This window comes from Enterobacter sp. JH25, assembly GCF_021725435.1.
Taxonomy (GTDB): domain Bacteria; phylum Pseudomonadota; class Gammaproteobacteria; order Enterobacterales; family Enterobacteriaceae; genus Enterobacter; species Enterobacter intestinihominis.
Genome location: NZ_CP091319.1, coordinates 326554 through 352791 on the forward strand (window position 1 = coordinate 326554; position 26238 = coordinate 352791).

23 protein-coding genes are annotated in these 26238 nt (G+C 55.1%); 11 read left to right on the plus strand and 12 right to left on the minus strand.

The window, feature by feature from the left end:
• Positions 1 to 171: 171 nt before the first annotated feature.
• Positions 172 to 696, plus strand: a complete 525-nt coding sequence (ssb1, locus tag L2Y28_RS01575) for a single-stranded DNA-binding protein SSB1 (RefSeq protein WP_003860284.1) — start codon at positions 172 to 174, stop codon at positions 694 to 696.
• 60 nt (positions 697 to 756) lie between these two features.
• Here ssb1 and L2Y28_RS01580 read toward each other — a convergent pair whose 3' ends face one another.
• Positions 757 to 1038 carry a YjcB family protein gene (locus L2Y28_RS01580; protein WP_022646751.1) on the minus strand — a complete coding sequence of 94 codons (282 nt, stop codon included), beginning with the start codon at positions 1036 to 1038 and terminating at the stop codon, positions 757 to 759.
• A gap of 431 nt (positions 1039 to 1469) precedes the next feature.
• Between L2Y28_RS01580 and L2Y28_RS01585 the strand changes: the two genes are divergently transcribed.
• Both L2Y28_RS01585 and L2Y28_RS01590 read left to right on the plus strand, forming a co-directional pair.
• The gene (locus tag L2Y28_RS01585; protein ID WP_032621426.1) at positions 1470 to 2870 is read left to right on the plus strand and encodes a sensor domain-containing diguanylate cyclase; all 1401 of its coding nucleotides are present in this window, start codon (positions 1470 to 1472) and stop codon (positions 2868 to 2870) included.
• A 265-nt stretch (positions 2871 to 3135) separates the two neighbouring features.
• The gene (locus L2Y28_RS01590; RefSeq protein WP_022646753.1) at positions 3136 to 4701 is read left to right on the plus strand and encodes an EAL domain-containing protein; all 1566 of its coding nucleotides are present in this window, start codon (positions 3136 to 3138) and stop codon (positions 4699 to 4701) included.
• A gap of 6 nt (positions 4702 to 4707) precedes the next feature.
• Here the strand turns inward: L2Y28_RS01590 and soxS are convergent, their stop codons facing one another.
• Positions 4708 to 5034 carry a superoxide response transcriptional regulator SoxS gene (gene soxS, locus L2Y28_RS01595; protein WP_003860277.1) on the minus strand — a complete coding sequence of 109 codons (327 nt, stop codon included), beginning with the start codon at positions 5032 to 5034 and terminating at the stop codon, positions 4708 to 4710.
• 98 nt (positions 5035 to 5132) lie between these two features.
• Here soxS and soxR point away from each other — a divergent pair, with 98 nt between their 5' ends.
• From soxR to L2Y28_RS01615, 4 genes are all read left to right on the plus strand, one after another.
• Positions 5133 to 5591 carry a redox-sensitive transcriptional activator SoxR gene (soxR, locus tag L2Y28_RS01600; RefSeq protein WP_003860275.1) on the plus strand — a complete coding sequence of 153 codons (459 nt, stop codon included), beginning with the start codon at positions 5133 to 5135 and terminating at the stop codon, positions 5589 to 5591.
• Positions 5592 to 5901: 310 nt separating this feature from the next.
• Entirely contained in the window at positions 5902 to 6573 is a 672-nt protein-coding gene (locus tag L2Y28_RS01605; protein WP_022646756.1) for a glutathione S-transferase family protein, read from the plus strand.
• Positions 6574 to 6870: 297 nt separating this feature from the next.
• A complete protein-coding gene (gene ghxP / locus L2Y28_RS01610) occupies positions 6871 to 8220 on the plus strand; it encodes a guanine/hypoxanthine transporter GhxP (RefSeq protein WP_022646757.1) in 1350 nt (449 codons plus the stop codon).
• A 153-nt stretch (positions 8221 to 8373) separates the two neighbouring features.
• Positions 8374 to 10020 (plus strand): Na+/H+ antiporter, encoded by a 1647-nt coding sequence (locus tag L2Y28_RS01615; RefSeq protein ID WP_022646758.1) that lies wholly within the window; start codon positions 8374 to 8376, stop codon positions 10018 to 10020.
• Between the two features lie 513 nt (positions 10021 to 10533).
• Here the strand turns inward: L2Y28_RS01615 and L2Y28_RS01620 are convergent.
• The gene (locus tag L2Y28_RS01620; protein ID WP_236919570.1) at positions 10534 to 11421 is read right to left on the minus strand and encodes a LysR family transcriptional regulator; all 888 of its coding nucleotides are present in this window, start codon (positions 11419 to 11421) and stop codon (positions 10534 to 10536) included.
• 102 nt (positions 11422 to 11523) lie between these two features.
• Here L2Y28_RS01620 and L2Y28_RS01625 point away from each other — a divergent pair, with 102 nt between their 5' ends.
• Both L2Y28_RS01625 and L2Y28_RS01630 read left to right on the plus strand, forming a co-directional pair.
• Positions 11524 to 11934, plus strand: coding sequence for a CidA/LrgA family protein (locus L2Y28_RS01625; RefSeq protein WP_022646760.1), 411 nt, complete (start codon positions 11524 to 11526; stop codon positions 11932 to 11934).
• Positions 11927 to 12616, plus strand: a complete 690-nt coding sequence (locus tag L2Y28_RS01630) for an LrgB family protein (RefSeq protein WP_022646761.1) — start codon at positions 11927 to 11929, stop codon at positions 12614 to 12616. The genes L2Y28_RS01625 and L2Y28_RS01630 overlap by 8 nt, the downstream gene beginning before the upstream one ends.
• A 33-nt stretch (positions 12617 to 12649) precedes the next feature.
• Here the strand turns inward: L2Y28_RS01630 and actP are convergent, their stop codons facing one another.
• The 3 genes from actP to acs all read right to left on the minus strand — a co-directional run bounded on the left by actP (position 12650) and on the right by acs (position 16703).
• Positions 12650 to 14299 (minus strand): cation/acetate symporter ActP, encoded by a 1650-nt coding sequence (gene actP / locus L2Y28_RS01635; protein WP_022646762.1) that lies wholly within the window; start codon positions 14297 to 14299, stop codon positions 12650 to 12652.
• Positions 14296 to 14610 (minus strand): DUF485 domain-containing protein, encoded by a 315-nt coding sequence (locus tag L2Y28_RS01640; protein ID WP_022646763.1) that lies wholly within the window; start codon positions 14608 to 14610, stop codon positions 14296 to 14298. The genes actP and L2Y28_RS01640 overlap by 4 nt, the downstream gene beginning before the upstream one ends.
• 134 nt (positions 14611 to 14744) lie before the next feature.
• Complete coding sequence (gene acs / locus L2Y28_RS01645) at positions 14745 to 16703, minus strand: acetate--CoA ligase (protein ID WP_236919571.1); 1959 nt, start codon at positions 16701 to 16703, stop codon at positions 14745 to 14747.
• A gap of 423 nt (positions 16704 to 17126) precedes the next feature.
• On the opposite strand from acs, the gene gltP reads away from it, so the two are divergent.
• Positions 17127 to 18440, plus strand: a complete 1314-nt coding sequence (gltP, locus tag L2Y28_RS01650; RefSeq protein WP_022646765.1) for a glutamate/aspartate:proton symporter GltP — start codon at positions 17127 to 17129, stop codon at positions 18438 to 18440.
• An 83-nt stretch (positions 18441 to 18523) separates the two neighbouring features.
• On the opposite strand, the gene L2Y28_RS01655 is transcribed toward gltP, so the two are convergent.
• The 4 genes from L2Y28_RS01655 to fdhF all read right to left on the minus strand — a co-directional run bounded on the left by L2Y28_RS01655 (position 18524) and on the right by fdhF (position 23386).
• Entirely contained in the window at positions 18524 to 19198 is a 675-nt protein-coding gene (locus L2Y28_RS01655; RefSeq protein WP_022646766.1) for a tetratricopeptide repeat protein, read from the minus strand.
• 121 nt (positions 19199 to 19319) lie between these two features.
• Entirely contained in the window at positions 19320 to 19472 is a 153-nt protein-coding gene (locus L2Y28_RS01660; RefSeq protein WP_022646767.1) for a Hok/Gef family protein, read from the minus strand.
• Positions 19473 to 19572: 100 nt separating this feature from the next.
• Positions 19573 to 20942, minus strand: a protein-coding gene (locus L2Y28_RS01665; protein ID WP_085949440.1) for an IS3-like element ISKpn8 family transposase whose coding sequence is annotated in 2 segments (ribosomal slippage) — positions 19573 to 20462 and positions 20462 to 20942 — 1371 coding nt in all. Because the reading frame shifts where the segments join, the coding sequence is not laid out codon by codon here.
• 296 nt (positions 20943 to 21238) lie between these two features.
• Positions 21239 to 23386: a formate dehydrogenase subunit alpha gene (fdhF, locus tag L2Y28_RS01670; RefSeq protein WP_080337755.1), complete on the minus strand. Its 2148-nt coding sequence runs from the start codon at positions 23384 to 23386 to the stop codon at positions 21239 to 21241.
• Positions 23387 to 23642: 256 nt separating this feature from the next.
• Between fdhF and L2Y28_RS01675 the strand changes: the two genes are divergently transcribed.
• Positions 23643 to 24374, plus strand: coding sequence for a response regulator (locus L2Y28_RS01675; RefSeq protein ID WP_022646769.1), 732 nt, complete (start codon positions 23643 to 23645; stop codon positions 24372 to 24374).
• Here L2Y28_RS01675 and L2Y28_RS01680 read toward each other — a convergent pair.
• On the minus strand, positions 24356 to 25375 hold the full coding sequence (locus L2Y28_RS01680) for a carbohydrate kinase family protein (protein ID WP_022646770.1): 1020 nt from the start codon (positions 25373 to 25375) through the stop codon (positions 24356 to 24358). The two genes, L2Y28_RS01675 and L2Y28_RS01680, sit on opposite strands and share 19 nt — an antisense overlap.
• Positions 25375 to 26235, minus strand: a complete 861-nt coding sequence (locus L2Y28_RS01685) for a ketose 1,6-bisphosphate aldolase (RefSeq protein ID WP_022646771.1) — start codon at positions 26233 to 26235, stop codon at positions 25375 to 25377. Before L2Y28_RS01685 ends, L2Y28_RS01680 begins: the two co-directional genes overlap by 1 nt.
• Positions 26236 to 26238 lie beyond the last annotated feature (3 nt).

Consider the following 26238-nt stretch of genomic DNA (forward strand, 5'->3'; position numbering starts at 1 on the left):
AAATGACCTGTTTGAATATACAGTATTGGAATGCATTTTCTGATTCACTGTGTAACAATGTCGAGTCCGCGAGAGAACTCTGGAACATGCTACGCAACTATCAAAGTGTCGCATGGAAATGGTACACTCGCGCGTTTACACTATTAAGAAACGTATTCAGGAGACACGAACATGGCCAGCAGAGGCGTAAACAAGGTGATTCTCGTCGGTAATCTGGGCCAGGACCCGGAAGTACGCTACATGCCGAGTGGTGGCGCAGTTGCCAACATTACGCTGGCTACTTCCGAATCCTGGCGTGATAAAGCGACCGGTGAAATGAAAGAGCAGACCGAATGGCACCGCGTTGTGCTGTTTGGCAAACTGGCTGAAGTGGCCGGTGAGTATCTGCGTAAGGGTTCTCAGGTCTATATCGAAGGCCAGCTGCGTACCCGCAAATGGACCGATCAATCCGGTCAGGAAAAATACACCACGGAAGTGGTGGTCAACGTAGGCGGCACCATGCAGATGCTGGGTGGTCGTCAGGGCGGTGGCGCACCGGCAGGTGGCGGCCAGCAGCAGGGCGGTTGGGGTCAGCCTCAACAGCCTCAGGGCGGCAATCAGTTCAGCGGCGGCGCGCAGTCTCGTCCTCAGCAGCAGTCTGCTCCGGCACCGTCTAACGAACCGCCAATGGACTTCGACGACGATATCCCGTTCTGATATCCAGACGCGTGAAACACAAAAAACCCAGACAATGTCTGGGTTTTTTATAACAGGCTATCAGGTAATCACCATCGGCCAGTCTGGCGGAGTGTGGCTCATGGCTTCAACCATCACCACTTTAATGTTTTCCCAGACGGCGGCCATATCCACCAGCGTAATGCCGAGCAAACCTGTCGCGAACCAGCATGCGGCACCCAACCCTAACAGGGTGCTAATCACAGCAAGACCTGCGTAGTCGGACTTTCGGAACTGAATGTTTAACGTGCTGGCCAGGAACATCAAAACCGCGCTCAACAACGGCCAGCGCAGGAGCACCATGCTGGTGGTAATGGTTGCCATAAAACCCATCCTCGACAAAACAGACGAACTGGAATGAAACAATGTTTCTCGTTACATAAGATGTGTGAACTATATCACATTTGCTGTTTTATTCGCCAGTATCGTATGAGGTAAAAGTGGGTTTATAACCGGGGAAAATATATCGTACTCGCTCAGATCGGCGCTTAGCCGGAATTTTTATTTTTAATTCATTCAGATAGCAAAACCTTTGCAAAACACCCTCGGCTGTATAGCGTTTACAGCAGTATGTCTATGGATTATGCTTGTGTGGAACAATAAATGTACCCGCAAAAATAATTCATCACATTGAATTATTTGGATTTTTATTCTTTTTTAACACTCAGCATACTCTTTGATTCCGTGGTCTTATTCTTTTATTCAGATATGAGTTATTGCGGTTGCTCTCTCGATTAATGACCTGCGAAAAGATAATGAAAGAAAAAAGACGCGAGATTATTAACGACAGCATGCAGGCTCTGCACGCCCTGGCGAAGCTGATGCCACAACTCAACGCGCAGTGTTCGCCGGTTGAAATGCTGGAAATCATCAACAGCGCACTGGGGGCAAATCTCTCGTGGGTCAGTGTCGAATCCGCAGACGGGCCGCGCGTGGTTTGTGCCGGCGACGTGACGTGTCACGCCTTCAACGTGGCGGATTTTCTTGCCAGCACCCTGTTGCAACGGCATCACCGCGCCTGGCGCGTTATCTACTGGAAAGAGCATATTGGCCGGGCGGTATTTTCCCCTCAGCACCCGGGCTATGCGCGGCTGCAAAGCGGCGTGCTATGTAAACTCTCAGCGCATGGCAGACAGTGCAGTGGTTATTTCTTTTTGGCTTTTAATGAAAAACTGACCTCGTTGCCGATATTGAAAAATATCGTGGTGGTATTGGTCGAGAAGCTAAAAGATTATTTTGATGACATCATCGTGCGGGAAAAAACAGCGCAAGAGATGCAGCGCGTCGTCACGCAATATAAAACTTTATTTGAACGTGCTCCGGTATTGATGAACGCCTTTGACAGGCATAACCGGTGTGTATTGTGGAACGCCGAATGCGAAAAAGTCTTTGGCTGGAGTATGACTGAAATCGGCGAGCACCCCGATCCGCTGGCCCTGTTTTACCCGGATCCCGAGGAGCGACAGCGCGTGCAGGAGTCGGTTCGTTTCGCACCACTTAAGGATATGTACGAATGGCACCCGGTGCGTAAAGACGGGACGCCGTTAACCATCCTCTGGTCAAACATCCTTTTACCGGATAACTCCATTCTCAATATTGGCCTCGATATCACCGAACGTAAAAAAGCAGAACAGCAGCTGACCGTCAAAGCCACCACGGACGATCTGACGGGCTGTCTGAATCGCTCGACAATTTTACAGCGGCTCAAAATGGCGCTGGCAGCCAGTTCGCCGCAGGATGTCAGTAGCCATTTCTGTCTCCTGATGTTCGACCTCGATTATTTCAAGCAGATCAACGATCGGTGGGGACATCAGGTTGGCGATGCGGCATTGATTCACTTTTGCGACCGTATTCGCGAAGTGAGCCCGGCCGGGTCGGCACTGGGACGGGTAGGAGGCGAAGAGTTTGTTCTTCTGCTGGCGCGTACGGATGGTATGGCCGCTACGTTGCTCTCTTCCCGGCTGCGTGCCGCGCTGATCTCAAAACCGCTGCGTGTGGGCGATAAAACGCTGGTACTCTCTTTCAGCGCCGGGGTGGTTGAAGTCTGTCAGGGGCAACGGGATACTTCTGCCATACTGATGCGTGCCGATCAGGCATTATATGACGCCAAGCGTACGGGAAGAGGAAAAACGGTTCTGGCGTCTGATTATTTATAAATCAGCATAAGAACAAAGAGCAGGCTATTTCAGCCAACAAATTTTCCACACCTGTCGCGGGTAATTATTATCCTTATCAGAAACGAAATGAATACTTTTAGTTTGGCTTACGGGAAAATATTATCGGCATCACGAATTTTAGGATTTTTAATACCAAAAGTCAGTTGCTAACTTCCCATGATTCATGCAACGTAATCACCTGTTTATCAAAGCAGCCGGTCTTCATTGCTACAGGCGTACAACATGCAGGGATACAGAGCGGGAAATGAATCGTAGCGCGCGGCGCAAAATGCTCAAAGCGGTCGGGATTATCATGGTAGTTATGCTGCCGGTGATGCTTGCGCTATGGTTTGCCCAGCTTAGAGCCGTGTCGGAAATCAGCGCTCAGCTGCGCACGTTTGCTGAACTTGCTTTAAACAAAACTGAACGGGTTATTCAACAGGTTGATATGGCCCGGGAAGACGCAGAAAAATATCAGGGTAAAGTGTGTACGCCGGAGCATCGTCAATATATGTTGAACGTTTCCCGCGGTCGCCTTTTTGTTGCCGATTTAATTTATGCTGAAGGCCAGGACTTTCTCTGCTCGACCCTTTTTACACCGGATCATCCTTACATCATCCCCGCTGCCAATTACACACGTAAACCCGACGTTGCTATCTATTATTTTCGCGATACACCATTTTTTAATGGTTATAAAATGATATATATGCAGCGCGGAAATTATGTCGCAGTGGTCAACCCGCTTTCGTACAGTGAGGTGATGTCAGACGATCGTTCCCTGTCGTGGGGAGTGTATGACACCGTCAGCAATGCATTCTTTTCTGTGAGTCAGAAAGCCAATATTTCTTTATTGCATTCGATGCTCCGACATCAGGAAACGACTTTTCAGAAAGATGACCGTTTTTATACGATCGTAAAATCAGAGCAGCGTCCCATTGCGGCCATCGTTTCAACCTCCAATGCCCGTTTTTATAAAACGCTTTATCATCAGGCTACTCTGACGCTACCGCTGGGGATGATTTGCAGCATTATTATTTTGCTGGTGTGGTCGCGAACACACCGTGAATTCAATTCGCCTGGCCGACTTCTGCACCGGGCGCTGAATAAACGCCAGCTGTGCGTCCATTATCAGCCTATTATTGATATAAAAAATAACCAGTGCGTGGGAGCAGAGGCGTTGTTGCGCTGGCCAGGATTCAACGGTCAGGTTATGAGCCCGGCGGAATTTATTCCCCTGGCCGAAAAAGAGGGGATGATTGAGCGCATTACGGATTACGTCGTGGAGGAGGTGTTCACCGATCTGGGCCATTTTCTTGCCGCTCACCCCGATCTGTATGTCTCGATTAACCTGTCGGCGTCAGATTTTCACTCTTCGCGTCTTATTGCCCTGATCTCCGACAAAGCCCGCTTTTACTCGGTTCGCGCGCAGCAAATCAAAATTGAGGTGACGGAGCGGGGGTTTATTGACGTGCCGAAAACCACGCCGGTCATTCAGGCGTTTCGCCAGGCGGGGTATGAAGTGGCGATCGATGATTTCGGAACCGGCTACTCTAACCTGCATAACCTCTATTCGCTGAACGTCGATATCCTGAAAATCGACAAATCTTTTATCGATACCTTAACCACCAACAGCACCAGCCACCTGATTGCCGAGCACATCATTGAGATGGCGCAAAGCCTGCGGCTGAAAACCATTGCGGAAGGGGTCGAGACGGGGGAGCAGGTGAGCTGGCTGCTGAAGCGTGGCGTGCAGTATTGTCAGGGATGGCACTTCGCGAAAGCGATGTCGCCCCAGGCATTTATGGCCTGGCAGCAGCAACCCTTGCGTTAACACGCATTAATTGAGCTGATGGCGGTAGTCGCTCGGCGTACGGTCAAACTCGCGGCGGAAGACGCGGGAAAAGGTCTGCTGCGACACATAGCCCAGATCCATTGCGATATCAAAAATGGGCCGCTGCGTTGAGCGTAACGCCTGCGCCGCCAGCAGGAGCCTGCGCTGGCGAATGTAGTCACCCAGCGTTTGATGCATTACGGTGCGGAACATTCTCTGTAAATACCATTTCGAATAGCCCGACTTCTTAGCGACCACATCAATGTTCAACGGCTGGTCGATATGTTCATCAATCCATTCAATAAGCGTCTGAATAATTTGCTGATGCGACATAAGGTTACCCCTCTGTGGAGACATCTGTCCTGGTTGATTCGTCGTTTTCTCTGCGGGGGAGTATAATTCCTCAAGTTAACTTGAGGTAAAGAGGTTTTATGGAAAAGAGATTACCGCGCATCAAAGCGCTGTTAACCCCCGGTGAAGTGGCGAAACGAAGCGGCGTGGCGGTGTCGGCGCTCCACTTCTATGAAAGCAAAGGGTTAATAAAAAGTATCCGTAACGCCGGAAACCAGCGGCGCTATACCCGCGATGTGCTCCGCTACGTGGCGATTATCAAAATTGCGCAACGTATCGGCATCCCCCTGGCTACCATCGGCGACGCGTTCGGCGTATTGCCGGAAGGACACTCGCTGAGCGCGAAAGAGTGGAAGCAGCTGTCGTCCCAGTGGCGAGAAGAACTGGATCGTCGTATTCACACGCTGGTGGCCCTGCGCGATGAACTGGATGGCTGCATTGGTTGCGGGTGTTTATCACGTAGCGATTGTCCGCTGCGTAACCCGGGTGACAGGCTGGGCGAGCAGGGAACAGGGGCGCGGTTGCTGGAGGAGGATTGAGAGGTGTGTGCCGGGTAAGGCGCAGCCGCCACCCGGCAACAAGCATAAAGAACTAAAGCGCCACTAAGGGCGCTTTAGTTTTTTCCGGTCTTTGTCTTTCTCTCTATCCCGCTGGCTCACGGGAGGGTTTCCCCCGACATCAGTACTCCTCGTGTCGAGCTTGTGGAGGAGGTTCCGGTTTGTACTGACACTTTAATTCTATGCCCGGCCGCCGTTTTTGCCACCGGAGATGATGAGATTTTAGCCGAATTTTTTTCGTGAAGTTGTTCAGTTTTCTATAGTTAAAAAGTATGAATCACCGGAGAACATCATGCTAACGGTCCACCACCTTAACCAGTCTCGTTCCCATCGCGTCCTCTGGGCGCTGGAAGAACTGGGTCTGACATATGAGATTGTGCGCTACCAGCGCGAAAAAACCATGCTCGCACCAGACGCGCTCAAAAAAGTGCATCCGCTGGGAAAATCCCCGGTACTGGAAGATAACGGACTGGTTCTGGCTGAATCAGGCGCGATTCTGGAATATCTTCAGGAAACGTACGATTCGGCGTCACGATTCAAACCGTTAGATCCCGCCCATAAAGTGCAGTATCGCTTCTGGCTGCATTACGCCGAAGGGTCCTTGATGCCGCTGCTGTTAATGAAGCTGGTATTTAACAGCCTCGGCAAACCCCCCGTCCCGTTTGGCCTGCGCACGCTGGGTAAGGCGCTGGGGCAGGGGGTGCAAAAAGCGTATCTCAACCGCCAGCTGGAAACGCATGCGCGCTTTATTAACGATCATCTTGCCGAAAACAGCTGGTTTGCCGGCGACACGCTGACCATGGCGGACATCCAGATGAGTTTTCCCCTCTTCGCCCTGCTGGCGAGAGGCGGCATCGACAATCTCGACCACATAGCGGCGTGGAAACAGAGAGTGGAGGCACGTCCGGGCTGGCAGACAACGCTTGCGAAAGGCGGCCCGCTGACGATACCCGGCGGGGGATGAAATGTAACGAAATTGCGCATGGACGATAACGTTTGCGCATCCTCTGCTTAATTCTTCATCGTCATGAGGCAATTTTAGCGAAAAACGAGAAAGTTCAGTTGAAAAGGGCGGGTATTAGGCTAGATAATCGTTTGCCTACATTTGACCACCCGTTTTGTAAGCGCGGAGCTAAACGTTTGCTTTTTTTGTGACGCCCCTTTCGTCGCAAACGCAGCACAAGGATTTGACGTTTCGCTGGCAGTGGAGTCTCCACCACGCTTACGGACTTTCAATAAAAATTTTCAGGGGATGTTTTCTATGTCTACGCCATCTGCGCGTACCGGCGGTTCACTTGACGCCATGTTTAAAATTTCTGCTCGCGGCAGCACCGTGCGCCAGGAAGTTGTTGCCGGTCTGACGACGTTTCTGGCGATGGTGTACTCCGTCATCGTGGTGCCGGGCATGCTCGGCAAAGCGGGCTTCCCGCCAGCGGCGGTCTTTGTTGCCACCTGCCTGGTTGCGGGTGTGGGTTCGATTGTGATGGGCCTGTGGGCGAACCTGCCGCTGGCGATCGGGTGCGCCATCTCCCTGACCGCGTTTACCGCCTTCAGCCTGGTGCTGGGCCAGCATATCAGCGTCCCGGTAGCGCTCGGCGCGGTGTTCCTGATGGGTGTACTGTTCACCGTGATCTCTGCTACCGGCATCCGTAGCTGGATTTTGCGCAACCTGCCGCAGGGCGTGGCGCACGGCACCGGTATCGGCATCGGCCTGTTCCTGCTGCTGATTGCCGCCAACGGCGTGGGTCTGGTCATCAAGAACCCGCTGGACGGCCTGCCGGTTGCGCTGGGTAACTTCGCGAGCTTCCCGGTAATTATGTCGCTGGTGGGTCTGGCGGTGATCATTGGCCTGGAAAAACTGAAAGTGCCGGGCGGCATTCTGCTGACCATTATCGGCGTGTCCATCGTCGGTCTGATCTTCGACCCGTCCGTTCATTTCTCCGGGATTTTCGCCATGCCGTCGCTGAGCGATGACAACGGTAACTCCCTGATTGGCAGCCTGGATATTGTTGGCGCGCTGAACCCGGTGATCCTGCCAAGCGTGCTGGCGCTGGTAATGACCGCGGTGTTTGATGCCACCGGGACCATCCGCGCGGTGGCGGGGCAGGCTAACCTGCTGGACAAAGACGGCCAGATCATTGACGGCGGCAAAGCGCTGACCACCGACTCCCTGAGCAGCGTTTTCTCTGGCCTGGTGGGTGCAGCGCCAGCGGCAGTGTACATTGAGTCCGCAGCGGGTACGGCGGCAGGCGGCAAAACCGGCCTGACGGCTATTACCGTTGGCGTACTGTTCCTGCTGATCCTGTTCCTCTCTCCGCTCTCTTATCTGGTGCCAGCTTACGCGACCGCACCTGCGCTGATGTACGTCGGCCTGCTGATGCTGAGCAACGTGGCGAAAATCGACTTTGCTGACTTTGTTGATGCCATGTCCGGTCTGATCACCGCGGTCTTTATCGTGCTGACCTGTAACATCGTGACCGGCATTATGATCGGTTTCGCCTCGCTGGTGATTGGGCGTCTGGTCTCCGGTGAGTGGCGCAAGCTGAACATCGGTACCGTTGTCATCGCCGTTGCGCTGGTGGCGTTCTACGCGGGCGGCTGGGCAATTTAAGTTATCCATTGATGCGAAAACGGGTGGCTCAGGCCGCCCGTTTTTATTTTCAGGACTCATCCCGTTGTCTTTTACGTTACTCTGGAGAGGATAGAATAAGAGGCACGACGCCTCAGGTTTGGCTTAAAAAGAAACACAGCAAACAGGGAACGCATGGAAATTTTCTTCACAATACTCATCATGACCCTTGTGGTCTCATTATCCGGGGTGGTTACACGCGTACTGCCCTTCCAGGTCCCCCTGCCTTTAATGCAAATAGCTATCGGTGCGCTGCTGGCGTGGCCGACGTTCGGTCTGCACGTGGAGTTCGATCCGGAACTGTTCCTCGTGCTGTTTATCCCGCCGCTGCTGTTTGCCGATGGCTGGAAAACGCCGACGCGCGAATTTCTTGAGCACGGGCGAGAGATCTTCGGTCTGGCGCTGGCGCTGGTGGTCGTTACCGTGGTCGGGATTGGTTTCCTGATCTACTGGGCCGTACCGGGGATCCCGCTTATACCCGCCTTTGCGCTGGCTGCCGTGCTGTCGCCGACCGACGCCGTGGCGCTGTCCGGCATTGTGGGCGAAGGGCGCATTCCTAAGAAAATCATGGGCATTTTGCAGGGCGAGGCGCTGATGAACGACGCTTCCGGCCTGGTCGCCCTGAAGTTTGCCGTGGCGGTAGCCATGGGCACCATGGTCTTTACCGTCGGCGGTGCAACCCTCGAATTCTTCAAGGTGGCGATTGGCGGTATCCTCGCAGGCTTTGTTGTAAGCTGGCTGTACGGTCGTTCGCTGCGCTTCCTCAGCCGCTGGGGCGGCGATGAACCGGCGACGCAGATCGTCCTGCTGTTCCTGCTGCCGTTCGCCTCTTACCTGATTGCCGAACATATCGGCGTGTCGGGCATTCTGGCGGCGGTAGCCGCGGGGATGACCATCACCCGTTCCGGCGTGATGCGCCGGGCGCCGCTGGCGATGCGTCTGCGCGCGAACAGTACCTGGGCGATGCTCGAGTTTGTCTTTAACGGCATGGTGTTCCTGCTGTTGGGCCTGCAACTGCCGGGCATTATGGAATCTTCGCTGATCGCGGCCGAAGCGGATCCAAACGTTGAAGTGTGGATGCTGTTTACCGATATCGTACTCATCTACCTTTCGCTGATGCTGGTGCGTTTCGGCTGGCTGTGGACGATGAAGAAGTTCAGCGTTCGCTTCCTGACCAAAAAGCCGATGGAGTTCGGCTCCTGGACCACGCGCGAGCTGCTGATTGCCTCTTTCGCGGGCGTTCGCGGGGCGATCACCCTTGCTGGTGTGCTCTCCATTCCTCTGCTTCTGCCGACGGGCGACGTCTTCCCGGCGCGCTACGAGCTGGTGTTCCTGGCGGCGGGCGTGATCCTCTTCTCCCTGTTTGTCGGCGTAATTATGCTGCCGATTCTGCTGCAGCATATTGATGCGGGTGACACCTCGCAGCAGCATAAGGAAGAGCGGATTGCCCGTGCGGCGACGGCGGAAGTAGCGATTGTCGCCATCGAGAAGATGGAGGAGCGTCTGGCCGCCGATGCCGAAGAGAACATTGATAACCAGCTGCTGAAGGAAGTCAGTTCACGCGTGATCGGTAATTTGCGTCGCCGTGCTGACGGACGTAACGACGTGGAAAGTTCGTTGCAGGAAGAGAACCTCGAGCGCCGTTTCCGCCTGGCGGCGCTGCGCTCCGAGCGTGCCGAGCTGTATCACCTGCGCGCGACGCGGCAGATCAGCAACGAGACGCTGCAAAAGCTGCTGCACGATCTGGATCTGCTGGAAGCGTTGTTGATAGAGAATCAGTAGCGCTGTAATTGCCCGGTGGCGCTGCGCTTACCGGGCCTACGTGCTCGATCGGTTCCCTCTCCCTGTGGGCTGAGGGTTCCCCACAAATTAATGCGAGCACTGAGCAATCCCCTCGCCCCTCCGGGGAGAGGGTTAGGGTGAGGGGAACATACGGCGGTGGTGGTCATTCCGTTCACTTTATGTTCCTTGCTACTCTGTAACGACATGACCGGTGAACGTGCCAGGGTGGCTCAGTCGCCACCACCCTGGCGACCCGGGCTCCCGGCGGAAAATCGCCGCTTCGCGGTGCCCTCGGCTTATTCCTTCCGGCTTATCGGGTACGGGCGGAGGCAACGTCCCTGTAAAGCCGCCCTCTCGGCGCATCCCTGCGCCTCGCCCCGGCCGGAAGGCAAACGCCTCAGCGATTTACAGCCGGACCAGGGCATCGCTGACAGCCCTCAGTCATTTAGAAAGCAACTTTATTGCTTCTGCATAAAAAAATTACTGGGGATCCCTCAGCCCTATGGGAGGGGGTTAGGGTGAGGGTACCCAAAACCCCTCACAGCATTGCAACCACGCCTGTGCGCTGTGCGACAGATACACCCCTTCACGCCAGATCATCCCTAACTGCCAGTGCAGATCGCTCTCCAGCGGGATCCAGCGCAGCGTGTTTTTATCCAGCCGCTCGCAGATCGGCTGCGGCAGAATGGCTATCCCCACGCCCGCCTGTACCATCGCTGCCAGAAAATCCCACTGGCCGCTGCGCACCGCAATGCGCGGCTTTACGTTGTGCTGGTTAAACAGCGCCATCAGCTGGCGGCTTAAGGCGAAATCTTCGTTGTAAATCAGCAGCGGGTGTTCGCCGAGCAGCTCGGGTTTTACTGATTCAATCTTCAGCCAGTCGCCGGAGCGCGGCACCAGCACGCACAGCGGGTGGCTGAACAGCGGCAGCGTTGCCAGCCCGCTCTCTTCTTCCACGGGAAGGGCCGTCATGGCCACGTCCAGTTCACCGTTCATCACCGCCTGCTGCACGGTCAGGCCGCCAAACTCAGAGATTTTTAGCTCAACGCCGGGATAGCGCTGGCGAAACAGGCTAATCGGCCCGGCCATCATCATGCCGACCATCGGCGGAATGCCGAGCCGCAGCAGCCCTTTTGTCAGGTGGTTGATGTCCCCAAGCTCGACCTCCAGCTGGCGGAACTCCGCCAGAATTGCCAGCCCGCGCTCGAACACCACACGACCGGTATCGGTCAGCAGCAGCTTGCGCCCGTCGCGGATCAGCAGGGTACAGTTCAGCTCATCTTCGAGGTTTTTCAGCATCTTACTGATGGTAGGCTGGGTTACGAATAACTTTTCCGCTGCGCGGGTAAAACTTTGCTGGCGAACCACCTCGACAAAATAGCGCAGCGTTCTTATGTCCATGATTATTCCTCGAAACTATACCTTCGATGATTTTAATTCATTTCAGTCGATACCGTACGCTCACTATACTGGCGCCTCGTCTCATTTCTGAGGAAAACCCCCATGGCCGTGGCGTTAAGCCGTGTTACGCCTGCCGTTGTTCAACGACTCCAGGTACCGGTTCAGGTACTGCTCTACGCGGGACTGTTTGTTTTTGCTGAATATCTTGTCGACTGGCTGAACCTGCCTTTACCCGCCAACCTGGTGGGTATGGTGCTGATGCTGACGCTGATCCTCTGTCGCGCGTTGCCCCTTAGCTGGGTGCGGGCCGGTGCGCGCTGGCTGCTGGCGGAGATGCTGCTGTTCTTCGTTCCGGCCGTGGTGGCGGTGGTGAATTATGCGCAACTGCTGATGGTCGACGGCTGGCGCATCTTTGCGGTTATCGCCCTGAGCACGCTGATGGTGCTGGGCGCCACCGCCTGGGTGGTGGATAAAGTGTATCGCTTTGAAATCAGCAGGCAGAAGCATGACTAACTTTCAGATAAGCGTGCTATGCCTGATTGCGACAGTCGTCATTTACTTTGCCAACAAGCGCCTGTATCGCCGCTTTCGCACGCTGCCGCTGATGCCGCTGGTCTTTACGCCGATCCTGCTGGTGCTGATGCTGGTCTTCGGCCATATCTCCTGGCAGAACTACATTGGTGAATCCCACTGGCTGCTGTGGCTGCTCGGCCCGGCGACTATCGCCTTTGCGGTGCCGGTGTATGACAACCTGGCAATTATTAAACGCCACTGGATGTCGCTCAGCGCGGGAGTCGTCACCGCGACGGTAGTGGCGGTGTGCAGCTCGGTCTGGCTGGCGCGGCTGTTTACCCTGTCTGATGAAATCCAGCGCAGCCTGGCGGTACGCTCGGTGACCACACCGTTCGCGCTGGCGGCGGCTAAACCGCTCGGCGGACAGCCGGATCTGGTGGCGCTGTTTGTGGTGGTGACCGGCGTGTTCGGCATGGCAGTGGGGGATGTGCTGTTTCTGCGCCTTTCCATTCGCGAAGGGATGGCGAAAGGGGCGGGGTTTGGCGCGGCGTCGCACGGGGCGGGGACGGCACGTTCGTATGAGCTGGGACAGCAGGAAGGCGTTGTTGCAAGCCTGGTGATGATGCTCTCGGGCGTGACAATGGTATTAATCGCGCCGCTGGTGGCGTGGGTGATGTTTTAAGTTCCCCGGCCAGAGCGACCGGGGAGAAAAGGTTTAGTGCGCGCGGCCCTGCTCAACACCCAGGCCGGTTTGCGAGCGGATAAACTGGGCGCGGAATTTCTCACGCTCCAGGTTACCCTCCGGCGAGTTGTCGGTCGCTGAGAAGAACCAGATCCCAATAAACGCCACGGCAATGGAGAACAGCGCCGGGTATTCATACGGGAAGATAGCGCTTTCGTGACCGAGGATCTGCACCCAGATGGTCGGGCCGAGGATCATCAGAATCACCGCCGTCAGCAGCCCCAGCCAGCCGCCAATCATCGCCCCACGGGTGGTCAGTTTTGACCAGTACATGGAGAGCAGAATGATCGGGAAGTTACAGCTTGCCGCAATCGAGAAGGCCAGCCCCACCATAAAGGCGATGTTCTGCTTCTCGAACAAAATCCCCAGCAGGATGGCGACGACGCCCAGCACCAGTACGGTGATTTTGGAGACTTTCAGCTCATCGCGCTCGCTTGCGCCTTTGCGGAAAACGTTGGCGTAGAGATCGTGCGATACCGCAGACGCACCAGCCAGCGTCAGCCCTGCAACCACCGCGAGGATGGTGGCGAAGGCCACGGCAGAGATAAAGCCGAGGAACAGGTTACCGCCTACCGCGTCGGCCAGATGCACCGCCGCCATGTTGTTACCGCCGATAAGCGCGCCCGCCGCGTCTTTAAACGCCGGGTTTGCCCCCACCAGCATGATCGCGCCAAAGCCGATGATAAAGGTCAGTATGTAGAAGTAGCCCATAAACCCGGTGGCGTAGAACACGCTTTTACGCGCTTCACGTGCATCAGACACCGTGAAGAAACGCATCAGGATATGCGGCAGGCCAGCGGTACCGAACATCAGGCCGAGACCGAGCGAGAGCGCGGATATCGGATCTTTCACCAGCCCGCCCGGGCTCATGATCGCTTCCCCTTTCGGGTGCACTGACATGGCTTCGGTAAACAGATTATTGAAGCTGAACCCGACGTGTTTCATCACCATAAAGGCCATAAAGCTGGCGCCGAACAGCAGCAGTACCGATTTGATGATCTGTACCCAGGTGGTGGCCAGCATGCCGCCGAACAGGACGTACATCACCATCAGCACGCCTACCAGCACCACCGCGACGTGGTAGTTCAGACCGAACAGCAGCTCGATCAATTTACCCGCGCCCACCATCTGCGCAATCAGGTACAGCGCCACCACCACCAGCGAACCGCAGGCGGAGAGCATGCGGATGGGGCCTTGTTTGAGGCGGTATGAAGCTACGTCTGCAAAGGTGTAGCGGCCAAGGTTACGCAGGCGCTCGGCAATCAGGAACAGAATGATCGGCCAGCCGACGAGGAAGCCGAGGGAGTAGATCAGGCCGTCATACCCCGAGGTATAAACCAGCGCGGAGATCCCGAGGAACGAGGCGGCAGACATAAAGTCTCCCGCTATCGCCAGCCCGTTCTGGAAGCCGGTAATGTTGCCGCCCGCGGTGTAGTAATCGTTACGGGAGCGCACGCGTTTCGACGCCCAGTAGGTGATGTAAAGCGTTAGCACCACGAAAATCAGGAACATGATAATCGCCTGCCAGTTGGTTGGCTGGCGCTGGACCTCGCCGGTAAGGGCATCTGCCGCATGGGCAGCAAAGGGAAGTGTGGCGGCAAGCGCCGTCAGGACTCGCTTCATGATGCTTTTACCTCGCGCAGAACTTCTCTGTTAAGACGATCGAATTCACCGTTCGCACGCCAGACATACACACCTGTCAGCACAAACGAAATAACGATAACGCCAATGCCAATTGGGATGCCGCGCGTAACGCTGGTTCCGGCGTGCAGCGGCGTACCGAGCCACTGCGGTGCAAAGGCGATCAGCAGAATAAAGCCGACGTAAATAACCAGCATGATGATGGAAAGGATAAAGGCAAACCGTTGCCGTTTTTCGACGAGCTCCCTGTAGTGCGCACTATTCTCTATCTGCTGACAAATATCGTTATTCATCACAGAGTCTCCAAAGGTAAGGTTGGTTTGTTTTTATCCCCTCTCCCCTATGGGGAGAGGGTTAGGGTGATGGAAGGAAGGTGCGGTCTGATGCCCTCACCCCGGCCCTCTCCCACGGGGAGAGGGAGAAAACACTAGGAAGGCATTGCGATGGCCTGCTTCTCTTCGAGCAGTTTGTCCACCACGCCAGGATCGGCAAGCGTTGAGGTATCACCGAGGTTGCTGGTGTCGCCCGCTGCGATTTTGCGCAGAATACGGCGCATAATCTTGCCGGAACGGGTTTTCGGCAGTGAGTCGGTCCAGTGCAGCACGTCCGGCGTGGCCAGCGGGCCGATCTCTTTACGCACCCAGTTACGCACCTCGGTATACAGCTCTGGCGACGGCTCCTCGCCGTGGTTCAGGGTGACGTAGGCGTAGATCGCCTGGCCTTTGATGTTGTGAGGAATGCCGACAACTGCCGCTTCGGCAATCTTCGGATGCGACACCAGCGCAGACTCAATCTCCGCCGTGCCCAGACGGTGGCCGGAAACATTCAGCACGTCGTCCACGCGTCCGGTGATCCAGTAATAACCGTCTTCGTCCCGGCGCGCGCCGTCGCCGCTGAAGTACATGTTTTTAAAGGTCGAGAAGTAGGTCTGCTCGAAGCGCTCATGGTCGCCGAACAGGGTACGCGCCTGGCCAGGCCAGGAATCGACGATTACCAGGTTGCCTTCGGTGGCCCCTTCCTGCGGATTGCCTTCGTTGTCCACCAGCGCGGGCTGCACGCCGAAGAACGGACGGGTGGCCGAACCGGCTTTCAACTGCGTGGCGCCCGGCATCGGGGTGTTCATGAAGCCGCCGGTTTCGGTCTGCCACCAGGTGTCCATCACCGGGCACTTCTCGTTGCCGATCTTCTTCCAGTACCACTCCCAGGCTTCCGGGTTGATCGGCTCGCCCACGGAACCGAGGATGCGCAGGGAAGAGCGGTCGGTCCCTTCGATGGCTTTATCGCCTTCCGCCATCAGCGCACGGATCGCCGTTGGCGCGGTGTAGAGAATGTTGACCTGATGCTTATCAACCACCTGACACATACGCGCCGGCGATGGCCAGTTAGGTACGCCTTCAAACATCAGCGTCGTTGCGCCGCAGGCCAGCGGGCCGTACAGCAGGTAGCTGTGACCGGTGACCCAGCCCACGTCGGCGGTACACCAGTAGATGTCGCCCGGATGGTAGTCGAAAACGTATTTAAAGGTGGTGGCCGCGTAAACCAGATAGCCGCCGGTGGTATGCAGCACGCCTTTCGGCTTACCGGTGGATCCGGAGGTATAAAGGATAAACAGCGGATCTTCCGCGTTCATCTCTTCCGGCTGATGCTGGTCGCTTGCGTTTTCAATCAGATCGCTCCACCACAGGTCTCGGCTCTCGTGCCAGTCAATGTTGCCGCCCGTGCGTTTGAAGACAATGACGTTATGGATGGATTTCACGTTCGGGTTTTTCAGCGCTTCATCGACGTTTTTCTTCAGCGGAATGCCGCGCCCGGCACGCACGCCCTCGTCAGCGGTGATCACCAGCTTTGAGTTCGAGTCGACGATACGTCCGGCAACCGCCTCCGGCGAGAAGCCACCAAAAATTACGGAGTGGATCGCGCCGATGCGCGCGCAGGCCAGCATAGCCACCGCGGCTTCCGGCACCATCGGCATATAGATCGCCACCACATCGCCTTTTTTAATGCCCTGGGCCAGCAGCACGTTGGCGAAGCGGCAGACGTCGCGATGAAGCTCTTTATATGAGATGTGTTTGCTCTGAGAGGCATCATCGCCTTCCCAGATAATGGCCGTTTCGTTGCCGCGTTCGGCAAGATGGCGGTCCAGGCAGTTCGCCGCCAGGTTCAGCGTGCCGTCTTCATACCATTTAATGGAGACGTTGCCCGGCGCGAAAGAGGTGTTCTTTACCTTCTGATAAGGTTTGATCCAGTCGAGGATGTGGCCCTGTTCACCCCAGAATGCGTCAGGGCTGGAAATGGACTGCTGGTATTTCTCCTGGTACTGCTCCGGGCTTATCAGGCAACGGTCCGCAATGTTTGCGGGAATGTCGTGTTTGTGTATTTGGCTCATGGCTTTTTTTCTCCTTGTAAGATGTTAATAATATGTCGCAAAAACGTTAATAGTAGGGGCTTTACAAGCTTTGTTTAGTATTTGGGCGACAGATCACGCAATGTCTGAAGAGTATGAAAATTGAGCGAATGAAACTTTGAAGGGAAATAATTCATCTGAAGAATTATTCACTTTTTTGTTTGTAAAAGTTTTTTCATAACAATCGGTTATTGATGTGGATTGCTATTAATTACCGTCAATGACGCTTTTTGCAGTGAAATGCCTTGTTCTTTAAGGCTTGCGCAGCATGCCGTGCAAATGATACTCATACGGCGCGTTAAAAAATCCCATAAACCAACGCAACACAATTCATACCCTTTCAGTATGTCTCCATATTCATGCAGTTTTGATGGTGCGGAGATTTCATTGAGGAAGTCAGTTTCTATGAAAAATTTGAAAGTCAGCCTGGCCTGGCAGATCCTGCTGGCCCTTGTGCTGGGCATCTTGCTGGGCAGTTACCTCCATTACCATAGCGACAGCCGCGAGTGGCTGATTGCGAACCTTCTCTCGCCAGCGGGCGATATCTTTATTCATCTGATCAAGATGATTGTTGTGCCGATTGTGATCTCGACGCTGGTGGTCGGTATTGCCGGGGTAGGTGATGCGAAACAGTTAGGCCGCATCGGCGTTAAAACCATTCTCTATTTCGAAGTGATCACCACGGTTGCCATCATTCTTGGTATCACCCTGGCGAACGTGTTCCAGCCAGGTTCCGGGATTGATATGTCGCAGCTGGCGACGGTGGATATTTCGAAATACCAAAGCACCACCGCCGACGTGCAGAGCCATTCGCACGGTCTGATGGGCACAATTCTGTCACTGGTGCCGACCAACATTATCGCGTCAATGGCGAAGGGCGAGATGCTGCCGATCATCTTCTTCTCGGTGCTCTTTGGTCTGGGGCTTTCTTCCCTGCCCGCGACGCACCGTGAACCGCTGGTAACGGTGTTCCGCTCTATCTCTGAAACCATGTTCAAAGTTACCCACATGGTGATGCGCTATGCGCCGGTGGGTGTTTTTGCGCTGATCGCCGTAACCGTGGCGAACTTCGGCTTTGCTTCCCTGTGGCCGTTGGCGAAGCTGGTGATTCTGGTGCACTTCGCGATCCTGTTCTTTGCGCTGGTGGTGCTGGGGATTGTGGCGCGCCTGTGCGGGCTGAGCATCTGGATCCTGATCCGCATTCTGAAAGATGAGCTGATTCTGGCGTACTCCACGGCAAGCTCCGAGAGCGTGCTGCCGCGTATCATTGAGAAGATGGAGGCCTACGGTGCACCGGCGTCCATTACCAGCTTCGTTGTACCGACCGGTTACTCCTTCAACCTGGATGGTTCAACGCTGTATCAGAGTATTGCGGCAATCTTTATCGCTCAGCTGTACGGCATTGACCTGTCGCTGTGGCAGGAAATCGTGCTGGTGTTGACCCTGATGGTGACCTCAAAGGGTATCGCAGGCGTGCCGGGCGTCTCCTTCGTGGTGCTGCTGGCGACGCTGGGCAGCGTCGGTATTCCGCTGGAAGGCCTGGCGTTTATCGCCGGTGTGGACCGTATCCTCGACATGGCGCGTACCGCGCTGAACGTGGTGGGTAATGCGCTGGCGGTGCTGGTAATCTCCAAGTGGGAACACAAGTTCGACCGTAAAAAAGCGCTGGCGTATGAACGCGAGGTGCTGGGTCGTTTTGATAAAACGGCTGACCAGTGATGTAAAAATGCCGGGTGGCGGCTTCGCCTTACCGGGCCTACATAACCGTAGGCCCGGTAAGCGCAGCGCCACCGGGCAATAATTTACTCCCCGCTCAACGCATCAAACTCTTCACACCCGGTATCAAACCCTTCCGTACAGCTCAGGTTTAACCAGTAAAGCGCTTTCTGTTTATTCGGTGTGATAAAGCCTTTCTCACCCTGCCTGAACAGCATGCCTGCCCAGTACTCCGCATAGCCCGTCCTGGACAGAGCCGAACTCCGCTTGAACCACGCCGCAGCCTGCACGTCATCCTGAGGGACTTCAACGCCGTTGGCATAGATCAGCCCCAGCAGCTGTTGCGCGTCTACCGCCGAGTCGCTATCGATGTCTTCGGTCGCCGTTTGCAGCAGTTTAATGGCCTGCGGGTAGTCGGTCTTGCCTGCCTGCGTATTCACCAGCACCCGCGCCAGCATGATCGCGCCGCGTTTGCTGCCCGCAATGTTTGCCTGTTGGGCCAGAGCTTTGGCCTGTGCGTAGTCGCCCTGCGTAAAGAGGATTTGCGACAGCAGCGCCATGGCGTCGACATTGCCGCCTTTCGCCGCTTTCTCGGCCCACAGCGCCGCCTGCGCGCTGTCGCCGGAACTGAACCAGGTATCGGCAAGATAATACTGTGCGCGCGCATCGCCCGCTTCAGCCTGCTTTTTATACTGGCTGCCTATCTCATCGGCATGGGCAAACGCGGTTAAAAATAACAACAACAGAAAAAGGGTTTTCATGGATTCTTATCATCTGGGTACACGCCGCGCAGTATAATCGCGGTGACAGAAGAAAAAAACGGGTGCGTTAAGACCTCAGCATCCCACAAGCCGGGCGGAACACGGGTTCCGCCCGAAGAGGTTAGCCTGCATTACAGGCTAATTTAGCCGCCACCTCCTGATGTTCACTCTTTATTGAAAACTCACATAAGTTACCGCGAGTAATAAAGGTAAAGATCACTATCGTCAGGCAAATAATAAAGACGATGCCTAACGCAGTTTTTAATGGCGTCATGCCTTTTACTCCTTGTGAAAAAAAGAATAAGAGGCTACTCTCAACCTGTTGGGGGTTGAGGGGTAGCCTCGGGTTGTACTGACCCCAAAAAGTTGGACAGTTAAACACGAGGCACATAGGTCTGGGTTCGATATTCAATTGGACTCAGACCTTTTAATTTCAGGCTAATTCTTCTGCTGTTGTAGTAGTCAATATATTCCGTAACAGCATCCTTCAGTTCGCTTATATTACTGAACTCGTCAAGATAAAAACACTCCGACTTTAAGGTTCCAAAGAAACATTCCACGACTGCATTATCCAGACAATTGCCTTTTCTGGACATGCTCTGTGTAATGCCTTGTTCTTTAAGGATGTTTTGATACCTTCTCATACGATACTGCCATCCCTGGTCAGAGTGCAGAATAGGATGCTCGTGAGGCTTAAGCTTTTTGAATGCCTGATCGAGCATATTCTCGACCATGTTCATCACAGGTCTTTCCGACAGGCTGTAAGAAATAACTTCGTTGTTGAAGAGATCTATTACTGGAGACAAATACAGCTTTCGCCCATTGACTGCAAATTCAGTAACGTCGGTAACCCACTTCTCGTTTGGCCGTGTAGCCTTGAAATCCCTTTGGAGAACATTGGGGGCGGTTTGCCCTACCTCTCCTCTGTAGGAGCTGTATCGTTTGACCTTAATCGCTGCCTTAAGCGAGAGGGTTCCCATCAGGCGCTGAACGGCTTTATGGTTAATCCGTTCCCCGTCTCGATGGAGAGACAACGTTACCCTACGGTATCCGTAACGACCTTTATTCTCGTGATAAATCTCACCAATACGCTTTTTAACATCCGCATACTTATCAGGCTTGCTGAGAGCCTTTAGATGGTAATAAAACGTACTGCGCGGTATCTCCGCTGCCTTGAGAAGCTCATCAAGAGGGTAAAACTGCCTTAGCTCGTTGAGTACTTTCACTTTTTCGCGGGATGAGCTAAGGCTTTCAGCTTTTTTAGATACGTAAGCCGCATTTCAAGGAATCGAACTTGTCTTTCAAGATCCTCAATACGTCGGTCTTTCGACAGCTCCAATGCTAACGCCGCTTTTTCTGGATCAACTGACATTGTAATGTTTCTTTTGGTGCCGATCTTGAGTGCGCGTAAACCAGCTTCTCCGTGCTCCTCATAGACTTTCAGCCACTTGGCTACAGAACCACTACCAGCAAGCATAAAGTGAGCAGCAGCCTGATTGAGGGACATCTGCTGCTCGGTCACGGCTTTCACGACCTTAATGCGCAACTCTGGATCAGCACTAACGCCTTTAGGTTTGGGAATTAAACCTTTTTCTCCATGTTTTTCATAGAGGGCAACCCACGTCCTGACCTGGGTTCGAGGCACACCAAAACGTGCAGAGATGATCCTGTAACCATCATCAGTTGTGAAGTAGTGATTCACGACTTCAAGGCGCTTTTCGAAGGGGTATTTTGGCTTTGACATATCAGGGACTATTCCATTTCATCGTCCAACAAAATGGGTGCAGTACAGGTAAATGCAAATTTCCCGGGGCTTTCCACTTTCTGTCCCTCAACAATGCTCAAGACAGAAAGTCTTAAGCACCCGCCGCATATCTTATCCCTCTGAATTAAAATGCAAAGATGTAATTAATTTTCGCGCAAATTACATTTTTCTGCGAGACGTCTTCAGAGAAATATATTGATATTATTAATAGCGATGCCAGAAATAATAATGGGGTGAATATCTCACCCCATTTAGTCAGCGATTAATTAACAGCTTCATCCCATTGCGCTTTCACGCAGGCGGGCTTTCAGCTTGTTATATTCGTCGATCACGTACTGTTCCGCTGCGCGCTGATCCGCTATGGGCTCCACGTTTACGGCGCAGTATTTATACTCCGGCGTTTTGGTTATCGGGCTTAAGTTCTCCGTCACCAGCTCGTTACAGGCGCCAATCCACCACTGGTAGGTCATATAGACCGCGCCTTTGTTCGGACGGTCGCTGACCTGCGCGCGGGTAATGATGCGGCCTTTACGCGAGTTCACCCACACCAGCGCTTCATCTTCAATACCGAGCCGTTCGGCATCGGCGGTGTTGATCTGAGCGTAGCCCGGTTCATCCGCCAGCGCCGCCAGCGCGGCGCAGTTGCCGGTCATGGAACGGCAGGAGTAATGGCCCACTTCACGCACGGTGGAGAGCACCATCGGATACTCGTCGGTGAGTTTATCGATCGGCGCGACCCAGTCGCAGGTGAAGAATTGCGCCAGCCCGTTCGGGGTGTCGAATTTTTCTTTAAAGAGGTACGACGTTCCCTGATCCGCCTCTGACTCATCCCGGCATGGCCACTGGATGTAGCCTAGCTCACCCATTTTTTCATAGCTTGCCCCATAAAAGTCCGGGCACAGATGCCGCAACTCGTCCCAGATCTCCTGGGTGTTGTTGTAGTGCATCGGGTAGCCCATGCGGGTGGCGATTTCGCTGATGATCTGCCAGTCCGTTTTCAGATCCCACTTCGGCTCGACAGCCTTGAAGAAGCGCTGGAAGCCGCGGTCTGCCGCCGTATAGACACCTTCATGCTCTCCCCAGGAGGTCGACGGTAAAATCACATCCGCCGCCGCCGCGGTTTTGGTCATAAAGATATCCTGAACAATCACCAGCTCCAGATCCTCAAAGCCCTTACGCACCGCAGACAACTCGGCGTCGGTCTGGAGCGGATCTTCACCCATGATGTAGGCCGCACGCACTTCACCGTGCGCCGCGCGGTGCGGCAGCTCGCTGATGCGATACCCCGTGTGCTCAGGCAGGCTCTCCACGCCCCAGGCCTTCGCGAATTTCTCGCGATTTTCCGGGAATTTGACGTACTGGTAGCCCGGATAGGTGTCCGGCAGCGCGCCCATGTCGCACGCGCCCTGCACGTTATTCTGACCACGTACCGGGTTCACGCCCACATGCGCTTTACCCAGATTGCCGGTCAACATGGCGAGGCTGGTGAGCGAGCGCACGGTTTCCACGCCCTGGTAGAACTGGGTCACGCCCATACCCCACAGAATAGAGGCGGTTTTCGCTCCGGCGTACATCCGCGCCGCCTGGCGGATCTCCTGTGCGCTGACGCCGGTTATCGCCTCAACGGACTCCGGCGTATAGCCTTCGACAATCTTGCGATACTCTTCAAACCCTTCCGTACGGCTTGCGACAAACGCCTGGTCGTAGAGGTTCTCCTCAATAATGACGTGCCCCATTGCATTTAACAGCGCGATGTTCGAGCCGTTTTTCAGTGCGATGTGCATATCGGCAATGCGCGCGGTTTCAATTTTGCGCGGATCGCAGACGATGATTTTCGCCCCGTTCTGTTTGGCGCGAATCACGTGATTCGCGACGATAGGGTGAGAATCCGCCGGGTTATAGCCGAAGATGAACACCAGATCGGTGTTATCTATCTCATTGATGGCATTACTCATTGCGCCGTTACCGACCGACTGGTGCAGACCTGCAACCGATGGGCCGTGTCAGACGCGAGCGCAGCAGTCGACGTTATTGGTACCAATAACGGCGCGCGCGAATTTTTGCATCACATAGTTGGTTTCATTCCCGGTTCCGCGTGAGGAGCCGGTGGTCTGAATCGCATCCGGGCCATACTTGGCCTTGATGGCGCTAAGGCGCGTGGCAACATAATCCAGCGCTTCATTCCAGGAGACGGCTTCCAGCTTGCCGCCGCGCTCGCGGCGGATCATAGGGGTTTTCAGGCGCGGGGTGAGGATTTGGGTATCGTTAATAAAATCCCAGCCGTAGTACCCTTTCAGGCACAGCGTGCCCTGATTGGTTTTACCCTGCGCCGCTTCCGCCCGGACGATTTTGCCGTTATCGACCACCAGGTGGATCTTGCAACCTGAGGCACAATAAGGGCAAACCGTGACGACTTTTTTCATCACTTTGCTCCAGTTAAACAGTTCTTACCTGCCCAATATGCAGCTTCTATGCCATGTTTTTACTATGGGTATTTCCTGACTTTACGACCCTTTGCGGGGCAAAACCCTGACGAAAAACAGCCAATCGTCAAAATTGACGTGTCGAAAGGGCAGGGGATGTGACATGGATTGAATTTCCGTCACGTAAAAAACAATTCGGCTGGAGCCGGCGGCAGAATGGTTCAGACTTAACATAATTCCCTGACGGAAGCATGCGATGAAACCGGCGATTCTGGTGGTTGATGATGATGTCGCAGTCTGCGAACTGCTACAGGATGTGCTCAGCGAGCACGTCTTTACCGTGCTGACGTGTCACACCGGTCAGGAAGCGGTGAACCGTGTCCAGCAGGACTCCGGCATTGCGCTGGTTCTGCTGGACATGATGCTGCCGGATATCAACGGATTACAGGTTTTGCTGCAGATGCAAAAGCGGCGACCGTCGCTACCGGTGGTGATGCTGACGGGGCTGGGAAGTGAATCAGATGTGGTCGTCGGGCTGGAAATGGGCGCTGATGATTACATCGGAAAACCGTTCAATCCGCGCGTGGTGGTCGCCCGCGTTAAGGCGGTGCTGCGTCGTACCGGTGCGCTGGCCGCGGAGCCTGCCGCGCCGCGCGTTGAAGGTATTGCCTTTAACGGCTGGACGCTGGACACCACCCGCTGCGAGCTGAGCGATCCGCAGCGTAATACCGTGCCGTTAACCCAGGGCGAATATGGCCTGCTGCTGGCATTAACGCAAAACGCCCGCCGGGTACTGAGCCGTGAACAACTGCTTGAACTGACCCACAGCGAAAGCGCCGAGGTCTTTGACCGCACTATCGACGTGTTGATCATGCGGTTGCGGCGAAAAATTGAGGTTAATCCGCACCAGCCTCTGCTGATCAAAACCATTCGCGGTCTGGGCTATGTTTTTGCCACGGACGTTTCCCATCATGAGAAAGCCGCCTGACCGTTCTCCTGAATAAACGTCTGAAGCTCGGCCAGCGTTTTCGCGCCGTCAATTGCATTAGCCGCCAGCAGGCTGGCCCGCGCGCAGGCGTGCGCCAGATAAATACTCTCCGTCAGCGGCAGGGATTCATGGCAGCCGTATAAAAAGCCCGCGCAAAACGCGTCGCCCGCGCCGACGCTGCCGATAATCTCGTCCTGCGTCAGCTTCCACGACGGAACCCATTGCCCTTTTTCACCCGGCGATTCACCCCATGCCCCTTCCGGACAGTGGATCACCACCCGCTGCCGCACGCCTGCCGCCAGCAGCTGTGCGGCAGCGTCGGCGATATGGGCCATGTTCAGCGCATCATGGCTGTCGCGGATCTCAAGCCCGCTAAACTCACCGGCTTCCAGCTCGTTAATCACCAGATAATCAAGATGGCGCAGGGCAGGGAGCACCAGCGGCTGATAGCGCGGGTCGCCCTTGCGGGACACCAGATCGAGCGAGGTTTCATACCCCTGATCGTGCATCTGTGCCAGTAACCGCGCGCTGCGGGTGCCAAATTCCTCGTCCGGCATATCCAGGCTGTCGAGCAGCAGCAGATAGCCGAGATGGAAGATCTTCAGCGATCCGTCTAAACGATCGAAGGCGGGAAGATCCAGCAGGCGGTTGGCGCCCGGCGAGTGGAAAAAGGTGCGCTGTCCGCTGGGGTCGGTCATCACCTGCGACATCGACGTTGGGGAGAACGTCGTGCGCTGCACGCGCTGGCGATTGACGTGATACTGGTCGAGCATCGCCAGAATATAGTCTCCGTCGCTGTCTTCCCCAATCAGCCCCACCGCCTGTAACGGCAGGCCGACGTGCATTTTTGCCAGCGTCAGCAGAACGTTGAGCGGCGCACCGCCGGTTGAGCGTTCGCTGTGGGTGATTTCTGCCAGCCAGCCGCGCTCCGGCCACTGTACGATCTGGTGGACGTGATCCACCAGCATATTGCCTGCGGCGACGATCCCTTTGCGTTCCATTAGGCCTGCCCCGCACTGCCGAAGATGCGCATTTGCTCCGCAACCGTATCGGTAATGGCCTCTTCAATGCCCAGCAGCAGCTCGGCAAACTCATCGTAAAGCGATTGTCGGTTCGCCATGCGTTGCTCAACGGCGGCAAGTGCGGCCTGCGACATGCCGGTATAGAAATTGATTTTATGAATACCGAGTTCAATGGCGCGGCGGAAATCAGTGTCGCTTATGCCAGAGCCACCGTGTAAAACCAGCGGCAGGCCCGTCTGCTGGCGAATGGCGTCCAGACGCGGAAAATCAAGCTTCGGCTCGCCCTTGTATTTGCCGTGCGCGTTGCCAATGGCAACCGCCAGCGCATCGATGCCGGTTGAATCAACAAATTCGCGCGCCAGCTGCGGGTCGGTAAAGAAGGCTTCATCCGCATGACCGTACAGCGCGCCACCTTCATCCCCGCCTACCGCGCCCAGCTCCGCCTCTACCGAGACGCCCACCGCGTGGCACATCTTCACCACTTCCCGGGTCTGGCGGATATTTTCCTCATAGCTCAGCGTGGAGCCGTCGAACATCACCGAGCTGAACCCTAAACGCAGGGCGCGCACCACCGCCTCAAAATGCAGTCCGTGGTCGAGGTTAAGCACCACGGGAATATCGTGGCGGGCAGCTTCGAATTTCACCGCTTCCACCAGCGACTCCAGAGACACGTACTTAAAATGCACTTCGGCGATGTTGATGATAAACGGCGAGCGTTCCTGCTTCGCGGCGGCAAACAGCGCGCGCAGAAAATGGGAGTCGAGCACGTTGAACGCGCCCAGGGCGTAGCGGTGTTCCCTGGCGTGGGCCAGACCGTCGGCAAGAGAAATCAATGGCATCAT